Source organism: Pseudomonas sp. GW822-FHT04H02, from assembly GCF_058800645.1.
Window position 1 is genome coordinate 13,143 of the sequence record NZ_JBXAMM010000011.1, and the last position, 18,173, is coordinate 31,315.

At 63.2% G+C, this 18,173-nt stretch carries 19 protein-coding genes; 7 read left to right on the plus strand and 12 right to left on the minus strand.

Annotation, left to right across the window (positions count from 1 at the left end):
* Positions 1 to 12 precede the first annotated feature (12 nt).
* Positions 13 to 1,224 carry an aminopeptidase P family protein gene (locus AC1RMG_RS31970; RefSeq protein WP_125063613.1) on the minus strand — a complete coding sequence of 404 codons (1,212 nt, stop codon included), beginning with the start codon at positions 1,222 to 1,224 and terminating at the stop codon, positions 13 to 15.
* A gap of 284 nt (positions 1,225 to 1,508) precedes the next feature.
* Here AC1RMG_RS31970 and AC1RMG_RS31975 point away from each other — a divergent pair, with 284 nt between their 5' ends.
* Both AC1RMG_RS31975 and AC1RMG_RS31980 read left to right on the plus strand, forming a co-directional pair.
* Positions 1,509 to 2,267 (plus strand): LuxR family transcriptional regulator, encoded by a 759-nt coding sequence (locus tag AC1RMG_RS31975; RefSeq protein ID WP_053160093.1) that lies wholly within the window; start codon positions 1,509 to 1,511, stop codon positions 2,265 to 2,267.
* Positions 2,268 to 2,362: 95 nt separating this feature from the next.
* Positions 2,363 to 3,253, plus strand: coding sequence for a proline iminopeptidase-family hydrolase (locus AC1RMG_RS31980; protein ID WP_125063614.1), 891 nt, complete (start codon positions 2,363 to 2,365; stop codon positions 3,251 to 3,253).
* A 57-nt stretch (positions 3,254 to 3,310) separates the two neighbouring features.
* On the opposite strand, the gene AC1RMG_RS31985 is transcribed toward AC1RMG_RS31980, so the two are convergent.
* From AC1RMG_RS31985 to AC1RMG_RS31995, 3 genes are all read right to left on the minus strand, one after another.
* Positions 3,311 to 4,609, minus strand: a complete 1,299-nt coding sequence (locus AC1RMG_RS31985; RefSeq protein ID WP_125063615.1) for an NAD(P)/FAD-dependent oxidoreductase — start codon at positions 4,607 to 4,609, stop codon at positions 3,311 to 3,313.
* Positions 4,610 to 4,669: 60 nt separating this feature from the next.
* Positions 4,670 to 4,843, minus strand: coding sequence for a DUF3094 family protein (locus tag AC1RMG_RS31990; RefSeq protein WP_015637073.1), 174 nt, complete (start codon positions 4,841 to 4,843; stop codon positions 4,670 to 4,672).
* A gap of 189 nt (positions 4,844 to 5,032) precedes the next feature.
* A complete protein-coding gene (locus AC1RMG_RS31995; RefSeq protein ID WP_011063528.1) occupies positions 5,033 to 5,662 on the minus strand; it encodes a DUF1780 domain-containing protein in 630 nt (209 codons plus the stop codon).
* Positions 5,663 to 5,805: 143 nt separating this feature from the next.
* Between AC1RMG_RS31995 and AC1RMG_RS32000 the strand changes: the two genes are divergently transcribed.
* The 3 genes from AC1RMG_RS32000 to AC1RMG_RS32010 all read left to right on the plus strand — a co-directional run bounded on the left by AC1RMG_RS32000 (position 5,806) and on the right by AC1RMG_RS32010 (position 7,238).
* On the plus strand, positions 5,806 to 6,273 hold the full coding sequence (locus AC1RMG_RS32000; RefSeq protein ID WP_026019989.1) for a hypothetical protein: 468 nt from the start codon (positions 5,806 to 5,808) through the stop codon (positions 6,271 to 6,273).
* Positions 6,270 to 6,959, plus strand: coding sequence for an energy-coupling factor ABC transporter permease (locus AC1RMG_RS32005; RefSeq protein ID WP_047289276.1), 690 nt, complete (start codon positions 6,270 to 6,272; stop codon positions 6,957 to 6,959). Before AC1RMG_RS32000 ends, AC1RMG_RS32005 begins: the two co-directional genes overlap by 4 nt.
* Positions 6,960 to 7,022: 63 nt before the next feature.
* Positions 7,023 to 7,238, plus strand: a complete 216-nt coding sequence (locus AC1RMG_RS32010) for a hypothetical protein (RefSeq protein WP_011063525.1) — start codon at positions 7,023 to 7,025, stop codon at positions 7,236 to 7,238.
* Positions 7,239 to 7,257: 19 nt separating this feature from the next.
* Here the strand turns inward: AC1RMG_RS32010 and yacG are convergent, their stop codons facing one another.
* The 4 genes from yacG to AC1RMG_RS32030 are packed head-to-tail and all read right to left on the minus strand — an operon-like array spanning position 7,258 to position 10,170.
* Positions 7,258 to 7,461, minus strand: a complete 204-nt coding sequence (gene yacG, locus AC1RMG_RS32015; RefSeq protein ID WP_011063524.1) for a DNA gyrase inhibitor YacG — start codon at positions 7,459 to 7,461, stop codon at positions 7,258 to 7,260.
* Positions 7,458 to 8,081 (minus strand): dephospho-CoA kinase, encoded by a 624-nt coding sequence (gene coaE / locus AC1RMG_RS32020; protein WP_125063616.1) that lies wholly within the window; start codon positions 8,079 to 8,081, stop codon positions 7,458 to 7,460. The genes yacG and coaE overlap by 4 nt, the downstream gene beginning before the upstream one ends.
* A complete protein-coding gene (locus tag AC1RMG_RS32025) occupies positions 8,078 to 8,950 on the minus strand; it encodes a prepilin peptidase (protein WP_072445006.1) in 873 nt (290 codons plus the stop codon). The genes coaE and AC1RMG_RS32025 overlap by 4 nt, the downstream gene beginning before the upstream one ends.
* 2 nt (positions 8,951 to 8,952) lie before the next feature.
* Positions 8,953 to 10,170 (minus strand): type II secretion system F family protein, encoded by a 1,218-nt coding sequence (locus AC1RMG_RS32030; protein WP_125063617.1) that lies wholly within the window; start codon positions 10,168 to 10,170, stop codon positions 8,953 to 8,955.
* A 329-nt stretch (positions 10,171 to 10,499) separates the two neighbouring features.
* On the opposite strand from AC1RMG_RS32030, the gene AC1RMG_RS32035 reads away from it, so the two are divergent.
* Complete coding sequence (locus tag AC1RMG_RS32035) at positions 10,500 to 10,916, plus strand: pilin (protein WP_011063520.1); 417 nt, start codon at positions 10,500 to 10,502, stop codon at positions 10,914 to 10,916.
* 228 nt (positions 10,917 to 11,144) lie between these two features.
* The gene (locus tag AC1RMG_RS32040) at positions 11,145 to 11,501 is read left to right on the plus strand and encodes a BON domain-containing protein (protein ID WP_011063519.1); all 357 of its coding nucleotides are present in this window, start codon (positions 11,145 to 11,147) and stop codon (positions 11,499 to 11,501) included.
* Between the two features lie 210 nt (positions 11,502 to 11,711).
* Here AC1RMG_RS32040 and AC1RMG_RS32045 read toward each other — a convergent pair whose 3' ends face one another.
* From AC1RMG_RS32045 to AC1RMG_RS32060, 4 genes are all read right to left on the minus strand, one after another.
* The gene (locus AC1RMG_RS32045; RefSeq protein WP_125063618.1) at positions 11,712 to 14,630 is read right to left on the minus strand and encodes a DUF748 domain-containing protein; all 2,919 of its coding nucleotides are present in this window, start codon (positions 14,628 to 14,630) and stop codon (positions 11,712 to 11,714) included.
* 105 nt (positions 14,631 to 14,735) lie between these two features.
* A complete protein-coding gene (locus AC1RMG_RS32050; protein WP_011063517.1) occupies positions 14,736 to 15,752 on the minus strand; it encodes a class I SAM-dependent rRNA methyltransferase in 1,017 nt (338 codons plus the stop codon).
* 193 nt (positions 15,753 to 15,945) lie between these two features.
* Complete coding sequence (locus AC1RMG_RS32055) at positions 15,946 to 17,124, minus strand: acetyl-CoA C-acetyltransferase (RefSeq protein WP_077935048.1); 1,179 nt, start codon at positions 17,122 to 17,124, stop codon at positions 15,946 to 15,948.
* A 159-nt stretch (positions 17,125 to 17,283) separates the two neighbouring features.
* Entirely contained in the window at positions 17,284 to 18,150 is an 867-nt protein-coding gene (locus AC1RMG_RS32060; RefSeq protein ID WP_011063515.1) for an oxygenase MpaB family protein, read from the minus strand.
* Positions 18,151 to 18,173: the final 23 nt, after the last annotated feature.

Here is an 18,173-nt window from a genome sequence, read left to right on the forward strand (position 1 = left end):
TGGCGTGAAGTTTCAGCCGCCAATGATGTTGTACCGCGGCCCGTACGGCAGCCCGGTGATATTGCACGCGCCGTGCTCGTCGACGATCAGGATGTCGTGTTCCCGATAACCGCCGGCACCGGGCAGGCCTTCGGGCAGCCTGATCATCGGTTCGATGGACACCACCATGCCGGGCTCAAGAATGGTCTCCACATCCTCACGAAACTCCAGCCCGGTCTCGCGCCCATAGTAGTGGTTGAGGATGCCGAACGAATGGCCATAGCCGAAGGTACGGTATTGCAGCAGGTCGTGCTCCAGGTAGAGGGCGTTCAGTTGTCGAGCGATATCGCTGCAGCGTGCGCCGGGCTTGACCAGTTGCAGCCCGGCTTCATGCACCTGGACGTTGATCTCCCATAATCGCAGGCAGGCGTCGGGGCAATGGCCGAGGAACAGCGTGCGCTCCAGGGCGGTGTAGTAGCCGGCGATCATCGGGAAGCAGTTGAGGCTCAGCACTTCTCCTGGGCTGACCCGTCTCGAGGTCAGTGGATTGTGGGCGCCATCGGTATTGAGCCCGGACTGAAACCAGGTCCAGGTATCCATCAGTTCGGCCCCCGGAAACGCCTCGGCAATCGCCCGCACCATGGCCTGGGTGGCGTGTCCGGCCACTTCGTATTCCGGTACCTGGTCGTGCAGGGCTTCGATGGCGGCGGCCCCGCCGATGTCTGCAATCCGCGCACCCTGGCGGATCAGCGCTTGCTCTTCGGCGGACTTGAGCATGCGCAGGTTCATGCAGGGCGCGGCGATGTCCAGTAACTGTGCCTGGGGATAGAGCTCGGCAAAGGCCCGGTGATTGGGCAGGGTCAGATGATCAAACTCCAGCCCCAGGCGCGAAGCGCGGGGCAGGGCCTGTTTGACCGCGACGAAGAAATTGCCCCGCTGCCAGTCGGTGTAGATCACCTGGGCATCGCAGGTCGCCCGCCGCCCCGGTTGGCCGCCGTCGATATTGGCGCTGATCAGCACGCTGTGTTCCTGGGTCACCACGAGGGCGTACTGGCGGCCGAAGGAGCAATACAGGAAGCCGGCGTAGTAGTTGATGTTGTGGTACGAGGTGAACAGCGCGGCGTCAATGTCCTGTTGCGCCATGTAGGCACGCAGGGCGACCAGGCGTCGAGCGTATTCTTTGGGGGAGAAGGTGGAAGGGGCTTTGTCACCGTTGTGCAACTCAAGCGTCTGGGGCATCTGCATGGCCTGGGTCCTTGTCTGCTATGAGCGATGCATGGCGCCACACGGGGTGGGCCGTGACACTGCATTGCAGCAGATAGGGCGGGGGCAGGCATGTGCGGTACCGACCTTGAGCTGGTTGTCAGCGCTGTTTTGCGGGTCATGGCCATGGGCGCCGATGACGCTGGGGCAAGCGCTGGTTGTGCCGCAAACCTGGTATTTCTTATAGGTTTTGCCTGGCCCGTTGCTGCCGGGCGTGGCATTCTGGCCCTTCGCTGTTAAGGATCAACAGTAAGGAAGCGGCAAGGATGCAGAGCAGGCTCGCGGAATTTGATACCCATCTTTTGTCCGGAAACTCGCTGCATGAGCGAATGACGGGAACCATGACACTGGCCTCGGAACTGGGTTTCGATGCCCTGGTTTATGACTACAGCCCGGTGCCTTTCGATCAGGCAGGCGAGCTGATCATCCCCAGTGCCATGGTCTGCAATACCCCCAGTGACTGGCTGGAGCTCTGGTGCGATCAGGGTTACTACCATATCGACCCGGTCCAGCAGGTTGCTCTGGACAGCTCCTCGCCCTTTATCTGGTCCTACAAGCCCGAGGCGGAAACCGTCCTGCGCCAGGCCCTCGGGCAGCAGCACGCTCCGGTATCCAGTTACCTGCACCATCATCAAATGGCCCACGGCATGACCGTGCCCATCCATTTACCCAGGGGCGGTTTCGCCAGCCTCACCGGTTTGCGCTCCGGCAATGCCACGGTGGCATTACAGGACTTGCAACAGGTTCAGGGCCACTTCACCCTGCTTGCTCATGCGTTGCAGGAGCATCTCTATCCACAGCTCAGCAAATGCGTTCGCAGTTATCCGGTTGATCTGACCCGGCGTGAACGCGAGTGCCTGAAATGGGCTGCAGAGGGCATGACTTCCGGCGAGATTGCCGAGCGCCTGCAGCGTTCGCAGGCCACGATCAACCTGCACCTGACCTCGGCGATGCACAAGCTGGGGGCCAGGAATCGGGTTCAGGCGGTGGTTCGCGCGGTTCACTATCGCCTGCTGGGTAACTGAGGCGAGTAGCACAGGCTCTGCCGCACTGGAGGCGTCGGAGCGCGGAACGGAAGATTGAACGACACAGGCTGATTGTCATCAGGGAGCGATGCGCAATGAATGCAAGCAAACCACCACTGGAAGGCTATGCCTCCTTTGGCGTCCATCAGACGTGGTATCGGGTCACCGGGGATCTGCACAGCGGACTTACGCCCCTGGTGATTCTGCACGGCGGTCCGGGCTGCACCCATGACACGCTGGACGCCTTCAGGGATGTGGCCGCCAGTGGTCGGGCGATCGTTCAATTCGATCACCTGGGAAGTGGCCTCTCCACTCGTCTGAATGGCAAGCCGCCGTCGTTCTGGAGCCTTGAACTCTACCTGGAGCAGCTGGACAACCTCCTGGACCACCTGCGCATCAGCCAGGACTACGCCCTGCTGGGACACTCCTGGGGAGCTGCGCTGGCCAGCGAGCACGGGGTGCGCGCGCCGGCCGGCTTGCGTGCGCTGATCCTGGCCAATGCCCCAGCCGACATGCGCACCTGGGAAGCCGAGACCCTGAAACTGCGCGCAGCCCTGCCTGAGGAGGCGTTGCAGGTGCTGGCCTGGCATGAGCAGCCGGGCTCCCCTCGTGGCGCCGAATATGTGCAGGCCTGGCAGTTGTACTTTGAACGGCATGTATGTCGGCTGCGCCCGTGGCCTGAAGAGGTGGCGCGGATGTTTGCCCAGGGCCGTGGTACCGATGGCGCGGAGCGGGGGGGAGGTTTTCCGCTGATGGACAACCTGCGGGACTGGAGCATCGTCGAGCGCCTGGAACGCATCGAGGTGCCGACGCTTTTGATCTGTGGCCGCTACGATGAAGCCACGCCAGTTGTGGTCAGACCCTACCTGGAGAAGATTCCCGGCATTCGCCTGGCGTTGTTCGAACACTCCAGCCACATGCCCCACGTCGAGGAGCGGGTCGCCTGCATGGGCACCGTCGTGAATTTTCTCGATGAATGCCTGTAACCGCACGCCAGCAGCCCCCGCTACGTTACGTAGCGGGGGGCGTGGTTTTTCAGGGGCCTAGTGCAGCTTCAGGCGTGGATCGGTACCGCGGCCGATTCGGCTGCCAAGCATCAGCATCGCGGTGCGGAAGACTCCGTACAGCGCCATCTGGTGCATGCGATACAGCGAGATGTAGAACATCCGCGCCAGCCAGCCTTCGAGCATCACGCTGCCAGTGAGGTTGCCCATCAAGTTGCCCACCGCCGAGAAGCGCGACAGCGAGATCAGTGAGCCGTAGTCGGTGTACTTGTAGGTCGGCAGGTCCTTGCCTTCGATGCGCAGCTTCAGCGACTTGGCCAGCAACGAGGCTTGCTGGTGCGCGGCCTGGGCCCGTGGCGGCACATTGCGGTCGCTGCCTGGTTGCGGGCAGGCGGCGCAGTCGCCGAAGGCAAAGATGTTCTCGTCGCGAGTGGTCTGCAGGGTCGGTAGTACCTGCAGTTGGTTGATGCGGTTGGTCTCCAGGCCGTCGATGTCCTTGAGGAAGCCTGGCGCGCGAATGCCCGCGGCCCAGACCTTGAGGCTGGCGGGAATGGTCTGGCCGTCGGCGGTGATCAGGCTGTCGGCGGTCACTTCGCTGACCGAGGCGTTGGTCAGCACCTTGACCCCGAGTTTCTCCAGGGTCTTGTGCACCGGGCCGCTGATGCGTTCGGGCAGGGCAGGCAGCACCCGTGGCCCGGCCTCGATCAGGGTGATGTGCATGTTTTCCGGGAGAATCCGGTCCAGCCCGTAGGCCGCCAGTTCATGGGCCGCGTTGTGCAGTTCTGCCGCCAGTTCCACGCCAGTGGCGCCGGCGCCGACGATGGCCACGCTGATCTGCTCCACGGCATCGGTCTGCCCGGCATGGGCTCGCAAGTAGTGGTTGAGCAGTTGCTGGTGGAAACGCTCGGCCTGCTTGCGGGTGTCGAGGAACAGGCAATGCTGGGCCGCGCCCTGGGTGCCAAAGTCGTTGGTGGTACTGCCCACGGCGATCACCAGGGTGTCGTAGCCCAGCTCCCGGGCCGGCAACAGCTCCACGCCTTCTTCGTCGTAGGTGGCGGCCAGTTGGATCTTCTTGCGCTGCCGATCGAGCCCGCTCATGCGGCCCAGCTGGAACTCGAAGTGGTTCCATTTTGCTTGGGCGACGTAGTTGAGTTCGTCTTCGGAGGAGTTCAGCGAACCGGCAGCCACTTCGTGGAGCAGCGGTTTCCAGATGTGGGTCAGGTTGGCGTCCACCAGCATCACACTGGCGATGCCGCGCTTGCCCAGAGTCTTACCCAGGCGGGTCGCCAACTCCAGGCCGCCGGCGCCGCCGCCAACGATGACAATACGATGAGTCATGGGGATATCTCGCAAGGCTAAAAGAAATCGGTGCAGTCAACCGAGCGAGCGCGAAGCAGCTCATAGCGTCAGGTAACTGATGAAACGGCTCAACAGGCCCAGGGCGACAGTCACCGCAATCACCACCACGAGGAGCATCCACGGCCGGAAGGGCCGGCGCTCGACTCGATGCTGGGGCAGTTGCAAGTATTCTTCGACATGGCGTTGGTCGTCGGGGTTCAGGCGGCTGCTCATAAAAGACCTCGTCAGATAGACGTCGCAACGTTGAGGAATGTTACAGCGCGGTGTTATCCGGCATGAACGGAGCATAGCCGCTGCCGCGTGAGGGCTCGCTGGCACGGGCCCGGCGTTGGCAGGCAAGTGTGCTTTTTTACCATTGCCGGGCGGATTGCGCCATGGCTACACAGGGCGCATTGACCGGCGTTACAAACTGATGCCGACGTCGAAGAGGATGCTGCGGCCCAGGTTGCTGCGCAGGAACTCCGGTGCATCCGGGTGGGCGAACAGCACGCGGGCGAACGTCGGCCCCACCAGGGACAGCGAGCGCCAGCCCTGGCGCAGGTATTCGGTGGGGGGCGGGAAGTGGCTGTTGAGGTCCAGGACTTCGCGTTTCAGGGCGGCGAAGGCAATGATGTCCAGCTCGCCGAGGTTCATTCCGCGCTCCTGATAGTTGTGGGCCTTCTTGCGCAAGGTCGGTGCCAGGCGCAGCAACAGTTCGCTGGCCGGGATGCGCTTGGGCTTGGCTTCGCGGCGCACCAGTTGGCTCAGGGAGAACGCGCTGCGCCGGCGCTGCAGTTCGTCGCGCCATTCATCGTTGAGCCTGCGGCCTTCGTCGAGGACGAAGAACACTTCGAAGCTGGCCTCGCGAAACAGCACATCGGGGGGCTCTTGCCCGGCGGCGGTGAACTCGTCGTTGCGGTAGGGAATGTTCAGGCCTTGCAGCAGGCGCTGGCAGACCCAACGCTCACGCTCCCATTTGCGGGCATTGGACAGGAACGCGTTGGCTTGTTCGGCCTGGATGGTAAGCAGGCGCAAAAAATCTGAGTCATCCATACCCCCAAGCTTAGCGCTCAAATATGACCTTAAAAACCACGGCCGTGCAAAAACCTCCGCAGGCGTTGCCGGCAACCTCGCTGGAGCCTGCCCAAGGGCGGTGTAGACTGTTTGCCGTCCAACCATTCGATAAGGAGTGCGCAGTGAAGCGCTGGTCAATGCTGTTGCTGGCCCTGTTGCCGTTGTGGGCCCAGGCCCTGGAAATAGGAGAGCGCCTGGCGCCCTGGACCTTGCTGGATCAATTCGACCAGCCCTACAGCCTCGATTCCCAGGCGCGGATCCTGTTGGTGGCACGCAGCATGGACGCCGCCAAAGTGGTGAACGCGGCGCTCAAGGACAAACCCAAGGGCTACCTGCAGGAGCGCCACGGGGTGTTTGTCGCCGATATCCAGCGCATGCCGACAGTGATCGCCAAACTGTTTGCGGTGCCGGCCATGAAGGATTACCCCTACCGAGTGATGCTCGATCGCGATGGGCGCGTGGCACCACGCTATCCCGCCGCCGAGGATCAGGTGCTGTGGCTGCAGCTGCAGGATGGGCAACTGGTCGCCCGGCAGGCGTTCGCCACGGCCGCGCAATTAGCTGCGGCGCTGGAGCGGGCCCAGCCATGATCAGCGCGGCGCTGCTGTCGCCGCAAAGCCTGATTGGCGGCTGGCTGCTGTATGTGCCAGTACTGATCTGGGCGGTACTGCGGGCGCCCTGGGTCGAGCTGTTTACCGACAGCCGGCGCCAGCACTTGCTGTTTGGCACGGTGTTCGCCTTGTTTCTGCTGTGGCTGGTGCGCCGGGATTTCGACACGGGGGTCTCCTACCACTTCATCGGCATGACCGCAGTAACCCTGCTGCTGGACTGGCCGCTGGCGATAGTTGGCGGCTTGATCGCACAGTTGGGCCTGCTGGCCCTGGGCCGGCAGGACCTGGCGGCGCTGGGGGTCAATGGAGCCTTGCTGATCCTGCTGCCGGTGGCGGTCACCGAGGCCTGCGCCTGGCTCGTGGAACGGGCCCAGCCGCGCAATCCCTTCGTCTATATCTTCTGCTCGGGGTTCTTTGCCGCGGCACTCTCGGCATTGTTATGCCTGCTCTGCGGCCTGGGCCTGCTGTGGTTCGACGAACGCTTTGCCATGCCCGAATGGCTGGAAGATTTTGTCGGCTACCTATGGCTGATCATCTTCCCGGAAGCCTTTATCAACGGCATGGTGATCAGTGCCCTGGTGGTGTTCTGCCCGGAATGGCTGGAAACCTTCAACCGCACCCGCTACCTGTCGGCTCCTTGGAAAGACGAGGATCCGCGCCCTTGATCCATATCAATCCACGGTGTTTTGCCGAGCTGCATGCTCGGCAAAAATCTCAGGAGTGCGGTCATGAGTGTCTACCAGTGGGCCCGGCAGGAAGTGCGCGACAGTCTGCACAATGCTCAGCAGGAAGGTTTTGAACCGGGGTTGAGCCTGCGCGCCCTGCTCAGTGCGGTGGTGCAGCAAAGCAAGAGTGTGCGCAGCATCGAGGACCTGGCAGACGAGCTGCAGTTTCTAGCGGAAAACCTCGACGACGATCAGGACTACAGCTTCATGCGGCCCTGACCGGCGCCGGGGTGAGCACTCAGTGAGCGCGAGGGGGCAGCTCTTCGGAGAACAGCTCGTCCTCGGCATCCGGGCTCACCGGAATCTTGTGCTCCTCGGCAGCCCAGGCGCCCAGGTCGATCAGCTTGCAGCGATCGGAACAGAAGGGCCGGTTGATGTTGGCCGCGGTCCATTCCACAGGGGCGCCACAGGTTGGGCATTCGACGGTCAGGGGTTGGCTCATGACTGGCCTCCACGCAAAGTTAGGTAAAAGTGATGCAGGCGCTCGACCTCGCTGCGCAACCAGGCGTGGTCGCGGTCGTTGACCAGTACGTCATCGGCATGGCGCAGGCGTTCCTCACGGCTGGCCTGGGCCTGGAGAATCGCCTGGACCTGCTGTTCGCTGATCTGGTCGCGCTGCAGGGTACGCTCGATCTGCAGTTGCTGGGGCACGTCGATCACCAGAATCCGCTGGGTCATCCGCGACTGGCCGGATTCGATCAGCAGCGGCGACACCAGGATTGCGTAGGGCGATTCGGCGCGGGCCAGGTGGCTGACAATTTCCTCGGCGATCAGCGGGTGCAGCAGGGCTTCCAGCCAGCGACGCTGTTCGGGCACCTCGAAGATCAGCTTGCGCAGAGCCGCGCGATCCAGTTGGCCGTCGGCCTGCAGCACGCCTTGGCCAAAGTGCCGGGCAATCTGTTCCAGGGCCGGGCGGCCGGGCTCCACCACCCAGCGGGCGGCATGATCGGCATCGATCACATGCACCCCCAGGTCGATGAAGTGCTGGGCAGCGGCACTTTTGCCGCTGCCGATGCCGCCGGTCAGGCCGAGGGTCCAGGGTGTGTTTATGGAGCGAGTCATTGGAAACCGACAAACTGCAGATAGAAGTCGGTTATTTGACCACCCCAGAGCAAGGCAATCCAGCCGGCAATGGCCAGAAAGGGTCCAAAGGGGATTGGCGTCGAAGTCTTTTCCCGGCGCAGGCGCAGCAGGATCGTGCCGAGAATCGCCCCCAACAGGGATGACAGCAGCAGGGTCAGAGGCAGGATCTGCCAGCCGCCCCAGGCCCCGAACAGGGCCAGCAGCTTGAAATCACCGTGGCCCATGCCCTCCTTGCCGGTCAGCAGCTTGAACAGCCAGAACACCGACCACAGGAACAGGTAGCCGATCACCGTCCCCCACAGCGCATCCTCCAGGCTGATCAGCAGGCCGAAGCTGTTGGCGATCAGCCCCAGCCACAACAGTGGCAGCACCAGCACATCCGGCAGCAGCTGGTGATCGGCGTCGATCAGGCTCATTGCCAGCAGCCCCCAACTGAGGATCAGCATCAGCCCGGCCGCCCAGCCGAAGCCGAAGTGCCAGGCGATAAAACCCGAGATCAGCCCGCAGGCCAGTTCGGTCAACGGGTAGCGCGGGCTGATGGAGCTGTTGCAGTGGGCGCAGCGGCCACGTAGCCACAGGTAACTGAGCAGCGGAATGTTTTCCCAGGGGCGGATCGGCTGCGCACAGTGCGGGCACTGGGAGTGCGGCAGCATCAGGTTATAGGGCGCAGCCACAGGTTCCGGCTCCAGCCCCAGCACGTCGCGGGCCTGGGCTCGCCAGTCGCGTTCGAGCATTTTCGGCAGGCGCCACACCAGCACGTTGAGAAAGCTGCCGACGATCAGGCCCAATACCAGGGCCGCAGCCACGAAGGCCATGGGGTAGAGAGTGAGGGCGTCAGTCAGGGGCATGTTCAGATCGCTGTACCGAGTTGGAAGATAGGCAGGTACATGGCAACCACCAGGGCGCCGACGATACCCCCCAGGACCACCATGATCAACGGCTCCATGAGGCTGGTCAGGCTGTCCACCAGGTTGTCCACCTCGACCTCGTAATGGATCGCGACTTTTTCCAGCAGATGATCCAGGGTTCCGGACTCTTCGCCGATGGCGGTCATCTGGATCGCCATGGTCGGGAAGACGCCGCTGGCGCGCATGGCAAAGTTCAATTGCATGCCGGCGGCGACCTGCTGGCGGATCCGTTGCACCGCTTGCCTGAAGACCGGGTTGCCGCTGGCTCCGGCCACTGAATCCAGGGCCTGCACCAGGGGAACGCCGGCGGCGAAGGTGGTGGCCAGGGTCCGTGCGTAGCGGGCCACCGCGGATTTGTGCAGCAGTGGCCCGGCCAGGGGCATGTGCAAAAGGCCGACATCCAGGCGGTCACGCAAGCTCGGGGAGCGCTGATAGGCCAGGCGCGCCGCAAGCCCGCCCAGCACACCGGCGGCCAGCAGCAGCGCCCCCTGCTGCTGGATGAAATGTGACAGAGCGATGACCCACCGGGTGAGCAGTGGCAGCTCGGCATTGAAACCGGCGAACAGGCTCTGGAACTGGGGGACCACCTTGAGCAGCAGGATGCTGCTGACCACGACCGCCACGCCGATCACCGCCAAGGGATAGACCATGGCCTTCTTCAGCCGCGCCTTCAGGTTCTCGCTCTTTTCCTTGTAGGTTGCGACTCTCTCCAGCAGGGTATCCAGGGCGCCGGCCTGCTCGCCGGCGTCCACCAGATTGCAGTACAGCGGGTCGAAGTGGCGCGGTTGTCTGCGCAATGCCGTGGCCAGGCTGGAGCCGGCCTCGATGTCGCGCTTGAGGCTGGCCAGCAGTTGGCGCATCTGCGGATGCTCGAAACTTTCGGCAATGATGTCGAAGGATTGCAGCAGCGGCACCCCGGCCTGCATCAGCGTGGCCAACTGCCGGGTGAGCAGGGCAATGTCCCGTGCCCCTACTCGCTGATGCAGGCGCAGCCAGCCCTTGGGTTTGCGTCGGATTCGGGTTGGGGTGATGCCCTGTCTGCGCAATTGCGCCCTGATCAGGGCCGGGGTCGCGGCGCTGAGTTCTCCGGTGAGGGGGCGGCCCTGGCTGTCGGTGCCGTGCCAGAGATAGACACTGGTCGCGGGTGCTTTTACCGCCATGGTTCGATCCTTGGTGCAAGGGTGGATAGGGAGGCGCAAGCGCCCTGCTGTGTTCGAACGGGTGATAGATCACCCTGACCCCCGGACGTTCCTTGGTGGGGGCGCGAGCCGACTGTCGGGTCGCCATGCACCTGTCCAAGCCTAGCTGGCGAGGCGCTGCCGGAGAGGGGCAGGGGCTGACGAAATTTGTCAGTTTGTGCGACTCCTTGCGCTCAAGGCCATGGGCTATCGCGCCTGCAGGCCACGTAATCCGTGGGTTATCCCCTGGCACAGGCTGTGCTTCACGCCTTTGTGCTCATGCAACATTCGTCCATGCCAGGAGGCAACCCATGAAACATCAATCCGGTTTTACCCTGATCGAATTGCTGGTGGTGGTAGCCATCATCGGCATCCTCGCCACCGTGGCGATGCCGATGTATGCCAAGTACCAGGCGCGGGCCAAGGTGATTGCCGCCCTGGCCGAGGCGTCGGCCCTGAAGGTCAACGTCGAGGATCTGCTGAACCAGGGGACCGATCCGACCCTGGCCCTGGCCGGGGGCACGGCCCAGACCGCCAACTGCCGGATGAGTGCCGGCGGGACGGCGGCCACCGGTGAAGGAAGCATTGGCTGCACCCTGCTCAATGCGCCGGGGCCGGTGCTGAACAAGACCCTGACCCTGACCCGTTCGGCGACTTCAGGATGGACATGCACCACCACTGTGGAGGCCGACTATGCGCCCAAAGGCTGTGGTGCGGAGGGGGCTTGAGGAGGCTTTTCACGATTGGCCAGGCCGCGCTGAAAAAGCCGCAACTTGCATGCAGATTGGCGGGCAGTCATGCATTTTGCATGATGCCGAATTATTAAAGATTTTATAACTTATTGATTTTTATGAATATTTATAGTCTCCCAGACTTGGCACAGCACCTGCAACATCCCTCATAACCCTGTTGCCAGGACACGGCGCAGGCTTTCTTAAAGAACAGGAGTTACTCGTATGAAGAAGTTCGCTATCGCTGCCGCAACTGCTACCGCTCTGACCCTGACCATGGCTAACGCAGCATTTGCGCAGACCACTCAAAACACCCAGTCGCCCATGGTGGTGGCTGCCGGTGAAGTGACCAAGGCCAAAGAGGCCACCTCCGATACCTGGATCACCACCAAAGTGAAAAGCGATCTGGTAACCGAGAAAGGCATTCCTGGCACCGACATCAAGGTTGAAACCAACAAGGGCGTTGTTTCGCTGTCGTCCACTGTTGCGGTAACCGAGGCTCAGAAAGCTACCGCCGTGGCCATCACCAAGAAAATCAAAGGCGTCAAGGCAGTTTCCGCTGACGGCCTGAAAGCCGAGTAACACTCACGCTTCTCGCCTGGACAGGGAGAGGGTGCGGTAGACGAGCCGAGTGATACGTCTGCCGCTTCTCAAAAGGGTTCATGCGGAAGATCACAAGGACGTGATCATTACAGGCCCCGGCACTGAGTGTCGGGGCCTGTTCTATTGTGGGCGCCAGGCAGGCGCTGCAGGAGAGACCGGCCGGGCTGGGTGGAGCCCGGCGCGAGAGGTTTATTCGCTGTCCAGGTGCAGCGGGGTGACGACCCGGCCATCGCTTTCGGCCTGGCCCAGGTTGGCATCGATGAAGTAGACCCGGTCGTCGGCCAGTTGGCCCTTGTCCACCAGGAAGTCCTTGATGCTGCTGGCGCGCTCCTGACCCAGTTGTCGCAACAGCACGTCGCTGCTGCTCCAGAACTTGATCAAACCTTCACGCAGCTTGGCGCTGCGTTCGTCGCGGCTGAGCTGGGTCCATTCCGCCGGCGGCTGCTGTTTCAGGCGGGTGCGGTAGATGCCTTCCAGCAGAGGGGCTTTTTCGCCCTCGGGAACCTGCAGCAGGGACGCCTGGGCGGGGACCTTGTCACCGCGGCGCTGGAGGATCTTGTAGTAGTTGTACTGGTATTCGCGCTCCAGCCGCTGTTCGGCGATCAGCGGGCCGTCACTGCTCTGGGCGCTGGTACCTTCGATTTCCAGGCGCAGGGTCGGACGCTCCTTGAGCGCCTTGGCCAGGGTGGTCAGGGCCGACTCGGATTCCTTGCTCAGGTCGCTGGAGCCTGGAGCGAAGGACACATTGCTCAGGTCTTCCGAGCCACCACCGCTGACCAGCCCGCCAATGAACTTGAAGGGTGCCTGGGCGGCGCGCAGCACCAGATTGCGCAGGGTCTGCCAGACAATCGGCATCACGCTGAACTGCGGGTTGTTCAAATCACCGGAGATAGGCAGCTCGATGGAGATCTTGCCGTCCGTATCTTTCAGCAAGGCCACTGCCAGGCGGATCGGCAGATCCACGGCGTCCGGGCTGTCGACCTTTTCCCCCAGTTGCAACTGCTCGACCACCAGTTTGTTCTCGGCCTTGAGCTGGCCCTTGGTGATCATGTAGTGCAGGTCGAGGTTGAGCCGGCCCTTGCGGATGCGGAAACCGGCGAATTTCCCGGAGTAGGGGGTCAGGGTGGTCAGTTCCACTCGTTTGAAGCTGGTGGCGATATCCAGGGCGGCCATCGGATCGAACGGGTTGACGCTGCCCTTGATGGTCACCGGCGCATAGCGGTCGACCTTGCCCTTGACGTCCACGTCTGCCGGCTTGGCCTGGCGGCTGTCGATGGTGCCGACATGGCCGTTGAGCTGCTGGATGGCGGTAGCGAAGTTAGGCGTCAGGCTCAGGTCGGCGAAGTTCGCCGAACCGTCGTTGATGGCGATTTCACCGATGTGGATGCCCAGAGGCTTGCTTGAGCTGGGCTCGGCCTTCGTCGAGGATTTGCCAGCACTGCTGGGTGGTTGTGGAATCAGCAGGTCGTCGATGTTGGTGGTGCGGTCATCGTTGATGATGAAGCGTGCATAGGGCTGCATCAGGTTGACCCGGCTGATGGTCAGGCTGTCACCGTGCTGATAGTTCAGGCCTTCGACCACCACTTGTTTCCATTTCACGAAGTCGCGGGTCTTGAGGGTGTCCAGGGTGTGCAACTGGTCCACATTGGCCCGGCCGGTGACGCTGAAAGTCAGGGGTTCGACTTTCTTCAGGTCCACTGCCAGGTCACTGCCGAGCATGCCGCTGCGCAGTTCCAGGCGGATGAACGGGCTGATATAGGACTGGGCGACGCGCAGGTCGATGTCCCGGGTCTGCACCTTGAGTTTGGCGCTGACGGGGTTGAGGTTGACCTCGCCGGTGGCGTTGACCTTGCCTTGTTTGCCCAGGCCGGTATCGAGCTTGAGGGTGAAGGGCGACTGGTTGAGGCTGTCGAAGTTCTGCAGGTCCAGGTTCAGCGGCCCCAGCTCCAGGGCTACGGCGGGCTTGGCCTTGCGATCGGCCAGGTGCACCTGGTAGTTGCGCAGTTGCACGTCCTTGAGCAGCACCTGCCAGGGTTTGCTCGGTACTGCCGGTTCCTTGGGCGCGTCAGCGGCGGCCGGCTCGGGTTTTGGCGCCGGTTTGGCCGGCTGACTGGCGAAGAGCTTTTGCCAGTCCAACTGGCCATCGGCTTCAAGGGCGGCCCAGGTTTCGAGCTTTTGGCTGCGGACCTTGCCGACAATCACGTGCTGCTTGGCCAGGTCGACTGTGGTTTCGCTGACGTCCAGGCGCTCCAGACGCGCCAGTGGGCGACCGTCCGGGGCCTTGATGGCAAAGGGCGCGACGCTGATGGAGGTGTTGTCCAGCAGCAGCTCGGTTTCCTTGGTCAGGCTGAATTTGTAGTGGGTACTGAGGTTGACCACGCCGTCTTCCAGCACCAGCGGCACCGCATCGCGCACATAGGGCCACCAGGCTTTCATCTTGCCGTCGGTGACTTTCAAGGTGCCTTCGGAGGTCAGCGGCGTCACGCTGAAGTTGCCGCTCCAGTCGATCTGCCCGCCCTCGGGGCCGGTGGCGACCAGCGTCATGTCGGCGCTGTCGTCCGGCAGGGTACTGAGGTTCTTCAACTCAAAATCGAGCTTGTTGTAGAGGAATTCGATGGGTTCGCTGGGGCGCAGGTCCTGGAAATGCAGGTAGCCGCCGGCCAGCTTGATGCGTTCGATGCGTACCGGGAAGGGTTTGGCGTTGGGGTCGCTTGGGGTCGGTTCGCTGGCCGGCAGCTTGAACAGGGCCAGGAGGTTGAGCTTGCCTTCCTTGTCGAAGAGGATTTCGGTCTTGGGCTGGTCCAGCTCGACATCCGCCAGGTGCAGCGCGCGTTTCCACAGGCTGTCCAATTGCAGATTGGCGTAGAGGCGATCGAAGGCGATCTGCTCCTTGCCCGGTTCACCGATGCTCAGGCCCCAGAGGGTCAGCTCCAGGCTGAAGGGGTTGAGCTCGATGCGCTGGATATGGGCTGGGGTGGTGGCGTAGTTGGCCAATTGCTGGTTGGCCACCCGCAAGGCAATGCCCGGCAGAATCAGAAAGCCCAGCAGACTGTAAAGGGCGAGAGCGGTCAACAAGGCGCAAAGAGCGCGAATCAATCCTTTGGTCATGCGAGGCTTCATCTATCTGAATCGGAAGTGCCTTGGAGTATGGCACGCGTTTACGGTTCCGAAACCACTCCAGTCTTCAGGATTGTTCAGATTTCCTGCTCTTGGTCAAAGTTGCAGGATCAAGGTTTTCAGTGGAGGTTGCCCGTCTTGGGAAGGGAAGTCCGCGGCGGGTACCAGGACCTGGCAGTCGCGCACCGGACGCCCGGCCTTCTCGGCGCAGCGCAATACTTGTTCACGCCAGTCCGGCATCGAGACCTTGGCCAGGTTGTTGCAGCAGATCAGCACGCCGTCTTCGGCGGTGGCCAGCAGTGCCGGCTTGAGCAGGCTCTGGTAATCACGCAGGAGGTCGACCGTACCGAAGGCGCTCTTGGCCCAGGCTGGCGGGTCCAGCAGTACCAGGTCGTACTGGCGCTGTTCAAGGCGCGGATAGCTGGGCAGTTTCTGCCCGCGGCGCTGGCTGATGGGCAGGCCCGCCAGTTGGCGGATGGCCGGGAAATAGTCCGACTGCACGAACTGCATCTGTGGCAATTGCGGGTTGAGCTGACCGTTCTCCCGTCCGACGGCCAGGTTGCCCTCGGCGAAGTCCAGGTTGCACACCTCGCGCGCGCCGCCAGCTGCGGCGCTGAGGCCTACGCCACAGGTGTAGGCGAAGAGGTTGAGCACGCTTTTACCCGCGCTGTGCTGCTTGACCCAGCCACGGGCGTTGCGCAGGTCGAGAAACAATAGCGGGTCCTGCCCGGCGTGGCGTCCACGCACGCGGTAATTCAGGCCCCATTCGTGGCCAACCAGGTCCTCCAGGGCAGCCTCTTCGGCGCGGTACACCGAGTCTTCGCGGTCGATCCGTGAGTTGCCCCGGGAGCGGTCGTTGTAGACCAGCAGGGTCGACAGGTTCAGATGCTGATTGATGCTGTCGTGCAGTTGCAGCAGGGCGTCGCGTTCCAGCGTCTGGTGAAAGCTCTGTACCAGCAATTGCGGGCCATAGCGGTCGATGGTCAGGCCGCCGGCACCTTCCTGGCTGCCGTGGAACAGGCGATAGCAGTCGGTGCCTTGCTGATGCAGCTCGGCGAGCAGGTCCTGGCGGTGATCGAGAGCGGCGCGCAGCGCCTGATTCAAGGAGGACATGCGGAGCGCCTTGGAGCTGAGGAGTGAGGCGCGGCAGTTTACCAGCGTCCCGTCCGTTGTAGGAGCCAGCTTGCCGGCAAAGACGATCATGCGCAGGTCTTCCCCGTAGGAGCCAGCTTGCTGGCGAAGGCGCTCTCACGGGCGCCTTCGCTGGCAAGCCAGCTCCTACAAGGAGGGCGGTTTTGCGCGGAGGTTAGCGCTCGATCGCCAGGGCCACGCCCTGGCCGCCGCCGATGCACAGGGTCGCCAGGCCCTTTTTGGCATCACGCTTGATCATTTCATGCAGCAGGGTCACCAGCACCCGGCAGCCCGATGCACCAATCGGGTGGCCGATGGCGATCGCACCGCCGTTGACGTTGACCTTGCTGGCGTCCCATTCCAGCTCCTTGGCCACCGACAGCGACTGCGCGGCGAAGGCTTCGTTGGCTTCGATCAGGTCCAGCTGGTCCAGGGTCCAGCCGGCCTTGTCCAGGCAGCGGCGGGTGGCCGAGACCGGGCCGATGCCCATGATCGCCGGGTCGACGCCGGCGTTGGCGTAGGCGGCAATTTTTGCCAGCACCGGCAGGCCCAGGGCCCGGGCTTTGCTGGCGCTCATCAGCATCACCGCGGCAGCGCCGTCGTTCAGCGCCGAGGCGTTGCCGGCGGTGACGCTGCCGTCTTTCTTGAACGCCGGCTTGAGCTTGGCCAGGGCCTCGGCGGTGGTGCCGGGGCGTGGCTGCTCGTCGGTGGCGAAGGTCAGAGGCTCGCCCTTGCGTTGGGGAATCTGGATCGGGGTGATCTCGTCGACAAAGCGCCCGGCCTCGATGGCCGCCGCGGCTTTCTGTTGGGAAGCGGCGGCGAAGGCGTCCTGGGCTTCACGGCTGATGCCGTATTTCTCCACCAGGTTCTCGGCGGTGATGCCCATGTGGTAGTCGTTGAAGGCATCCCACAGGCCGTCGCTGATCATGGAGTCGACCATCTGGCTGTGGCCCATGCGCAGGCCGGTGCGGGCGCCGGGCAGCACGTAGTTGGACAGGCTCATGTTTTCCTGGCCGCCGGCGATGATCACCTCGGCATCGCCGCAGCGGATGGCCTGGGCGCCCAGGTGCAGGGCCTTGAGGCCGGAGCCGCAGACCTTGTTCAGGGTCATGGCGGGCACAGCGTGGGGCAGGCCGGCCTTGATCGCGGCCTGGCGGGCGGGGTTCTGCCCGGCGCCGGCGGTGAGCACCTGGCCCATGAGTACTTCGTCGACCTGGGCCGGGTCGATGCCGGTCTGGGCCAGCAATTGGCGGATGACCGCGGCGCCCAGGTCAACGGCGGGAATGTTCGCCAGGGAGCCCTGGAAACTGCCCACGGCGGTGCGGGTGGCGGCAACGATTACGACGTCTTGCATGATCGGGTCCTTGTGTTCGGTGGCGGGGACCTGTGGCGTGGTGCGGGTGTTGGCCGGGCGGCACAGGCACTGGAAATTGGCGAAATCATGGTTGCACACAACCCCGGGAGCCGGCCAATCGCGAACCGGCCGGTCGGGTTGTGCTTGAACGGTCGGTTTTTACAGGCCCATGCGTCGTTTCGCCCGGTGCACGGAACTGTCCCGTACCGCCCAGCGCAGCATCGGCGTGCTGCGCTTGACGCTGGCACGAATCAGTTGGCGTTGCAGCGGGTTCTGATTGACCTCGAGCATGGCGCTGGCCCAGTCCGGCAGCAGGTCGATGCCGGCCTGCATCATCAACGAACCGAAGGGTTTGGCCAGGCGGCTGGGGGCTGGGGCAGCCAGCAGCAGGCGCAGGACTTCCCGGCTGCGCTGGTCGCAGAGCAGTTGGGGGCGCATGGCCTGCAGGTAGTCGGCCACGGCGCGTCGCGAGCGCGGCACGTCCCGGGCTCCCAGGCGTTCGGCGATCAGGGCGATCTCGTCGTAGTAGCGATCCTGGTCAGCCCCGGAAAGATGAGGGTTGAGGTAACGCAAGTGCGCGGCAAGAAAGCTGCTGACCTCAGCCACGTGAACCCAGGTCAGCAGATCGGGGTCGCTGGCGGCATAGGGGCGGCCATCGGGGGCGGTGCCGACTATGTGCAAGTGAATGCTGCGTACCTTGTCGATCAGCCATTCGGCGTCCTGGCGGGAGCCGAAGGTGGTGCCGGAGATGAACTGCCCGGTGCGGCGCAGGCGGCCGATCATGTCCTGGCGAAAGTTCGAGTGATCCCAGACGCCGGCCAAGGCCAGAGGATGCAGGGCCTGCATCAACAGGGCGCTGATGCCGCCGATCAGCATGCTGCTGAAGTCGGCGTGCACCTGCCAACTGACGGACCCCGGCCCGAACAGGCCGGGGTCACCTTTGGGATGTTCCAGGTCGAGTTGGCCCAGAGACAGGCCGGACAGGCTCATGACCTGGCTTTCGATGCGGCTGCGAATGAATTCCATGACAGCTCGGTGTGGCTATTTAA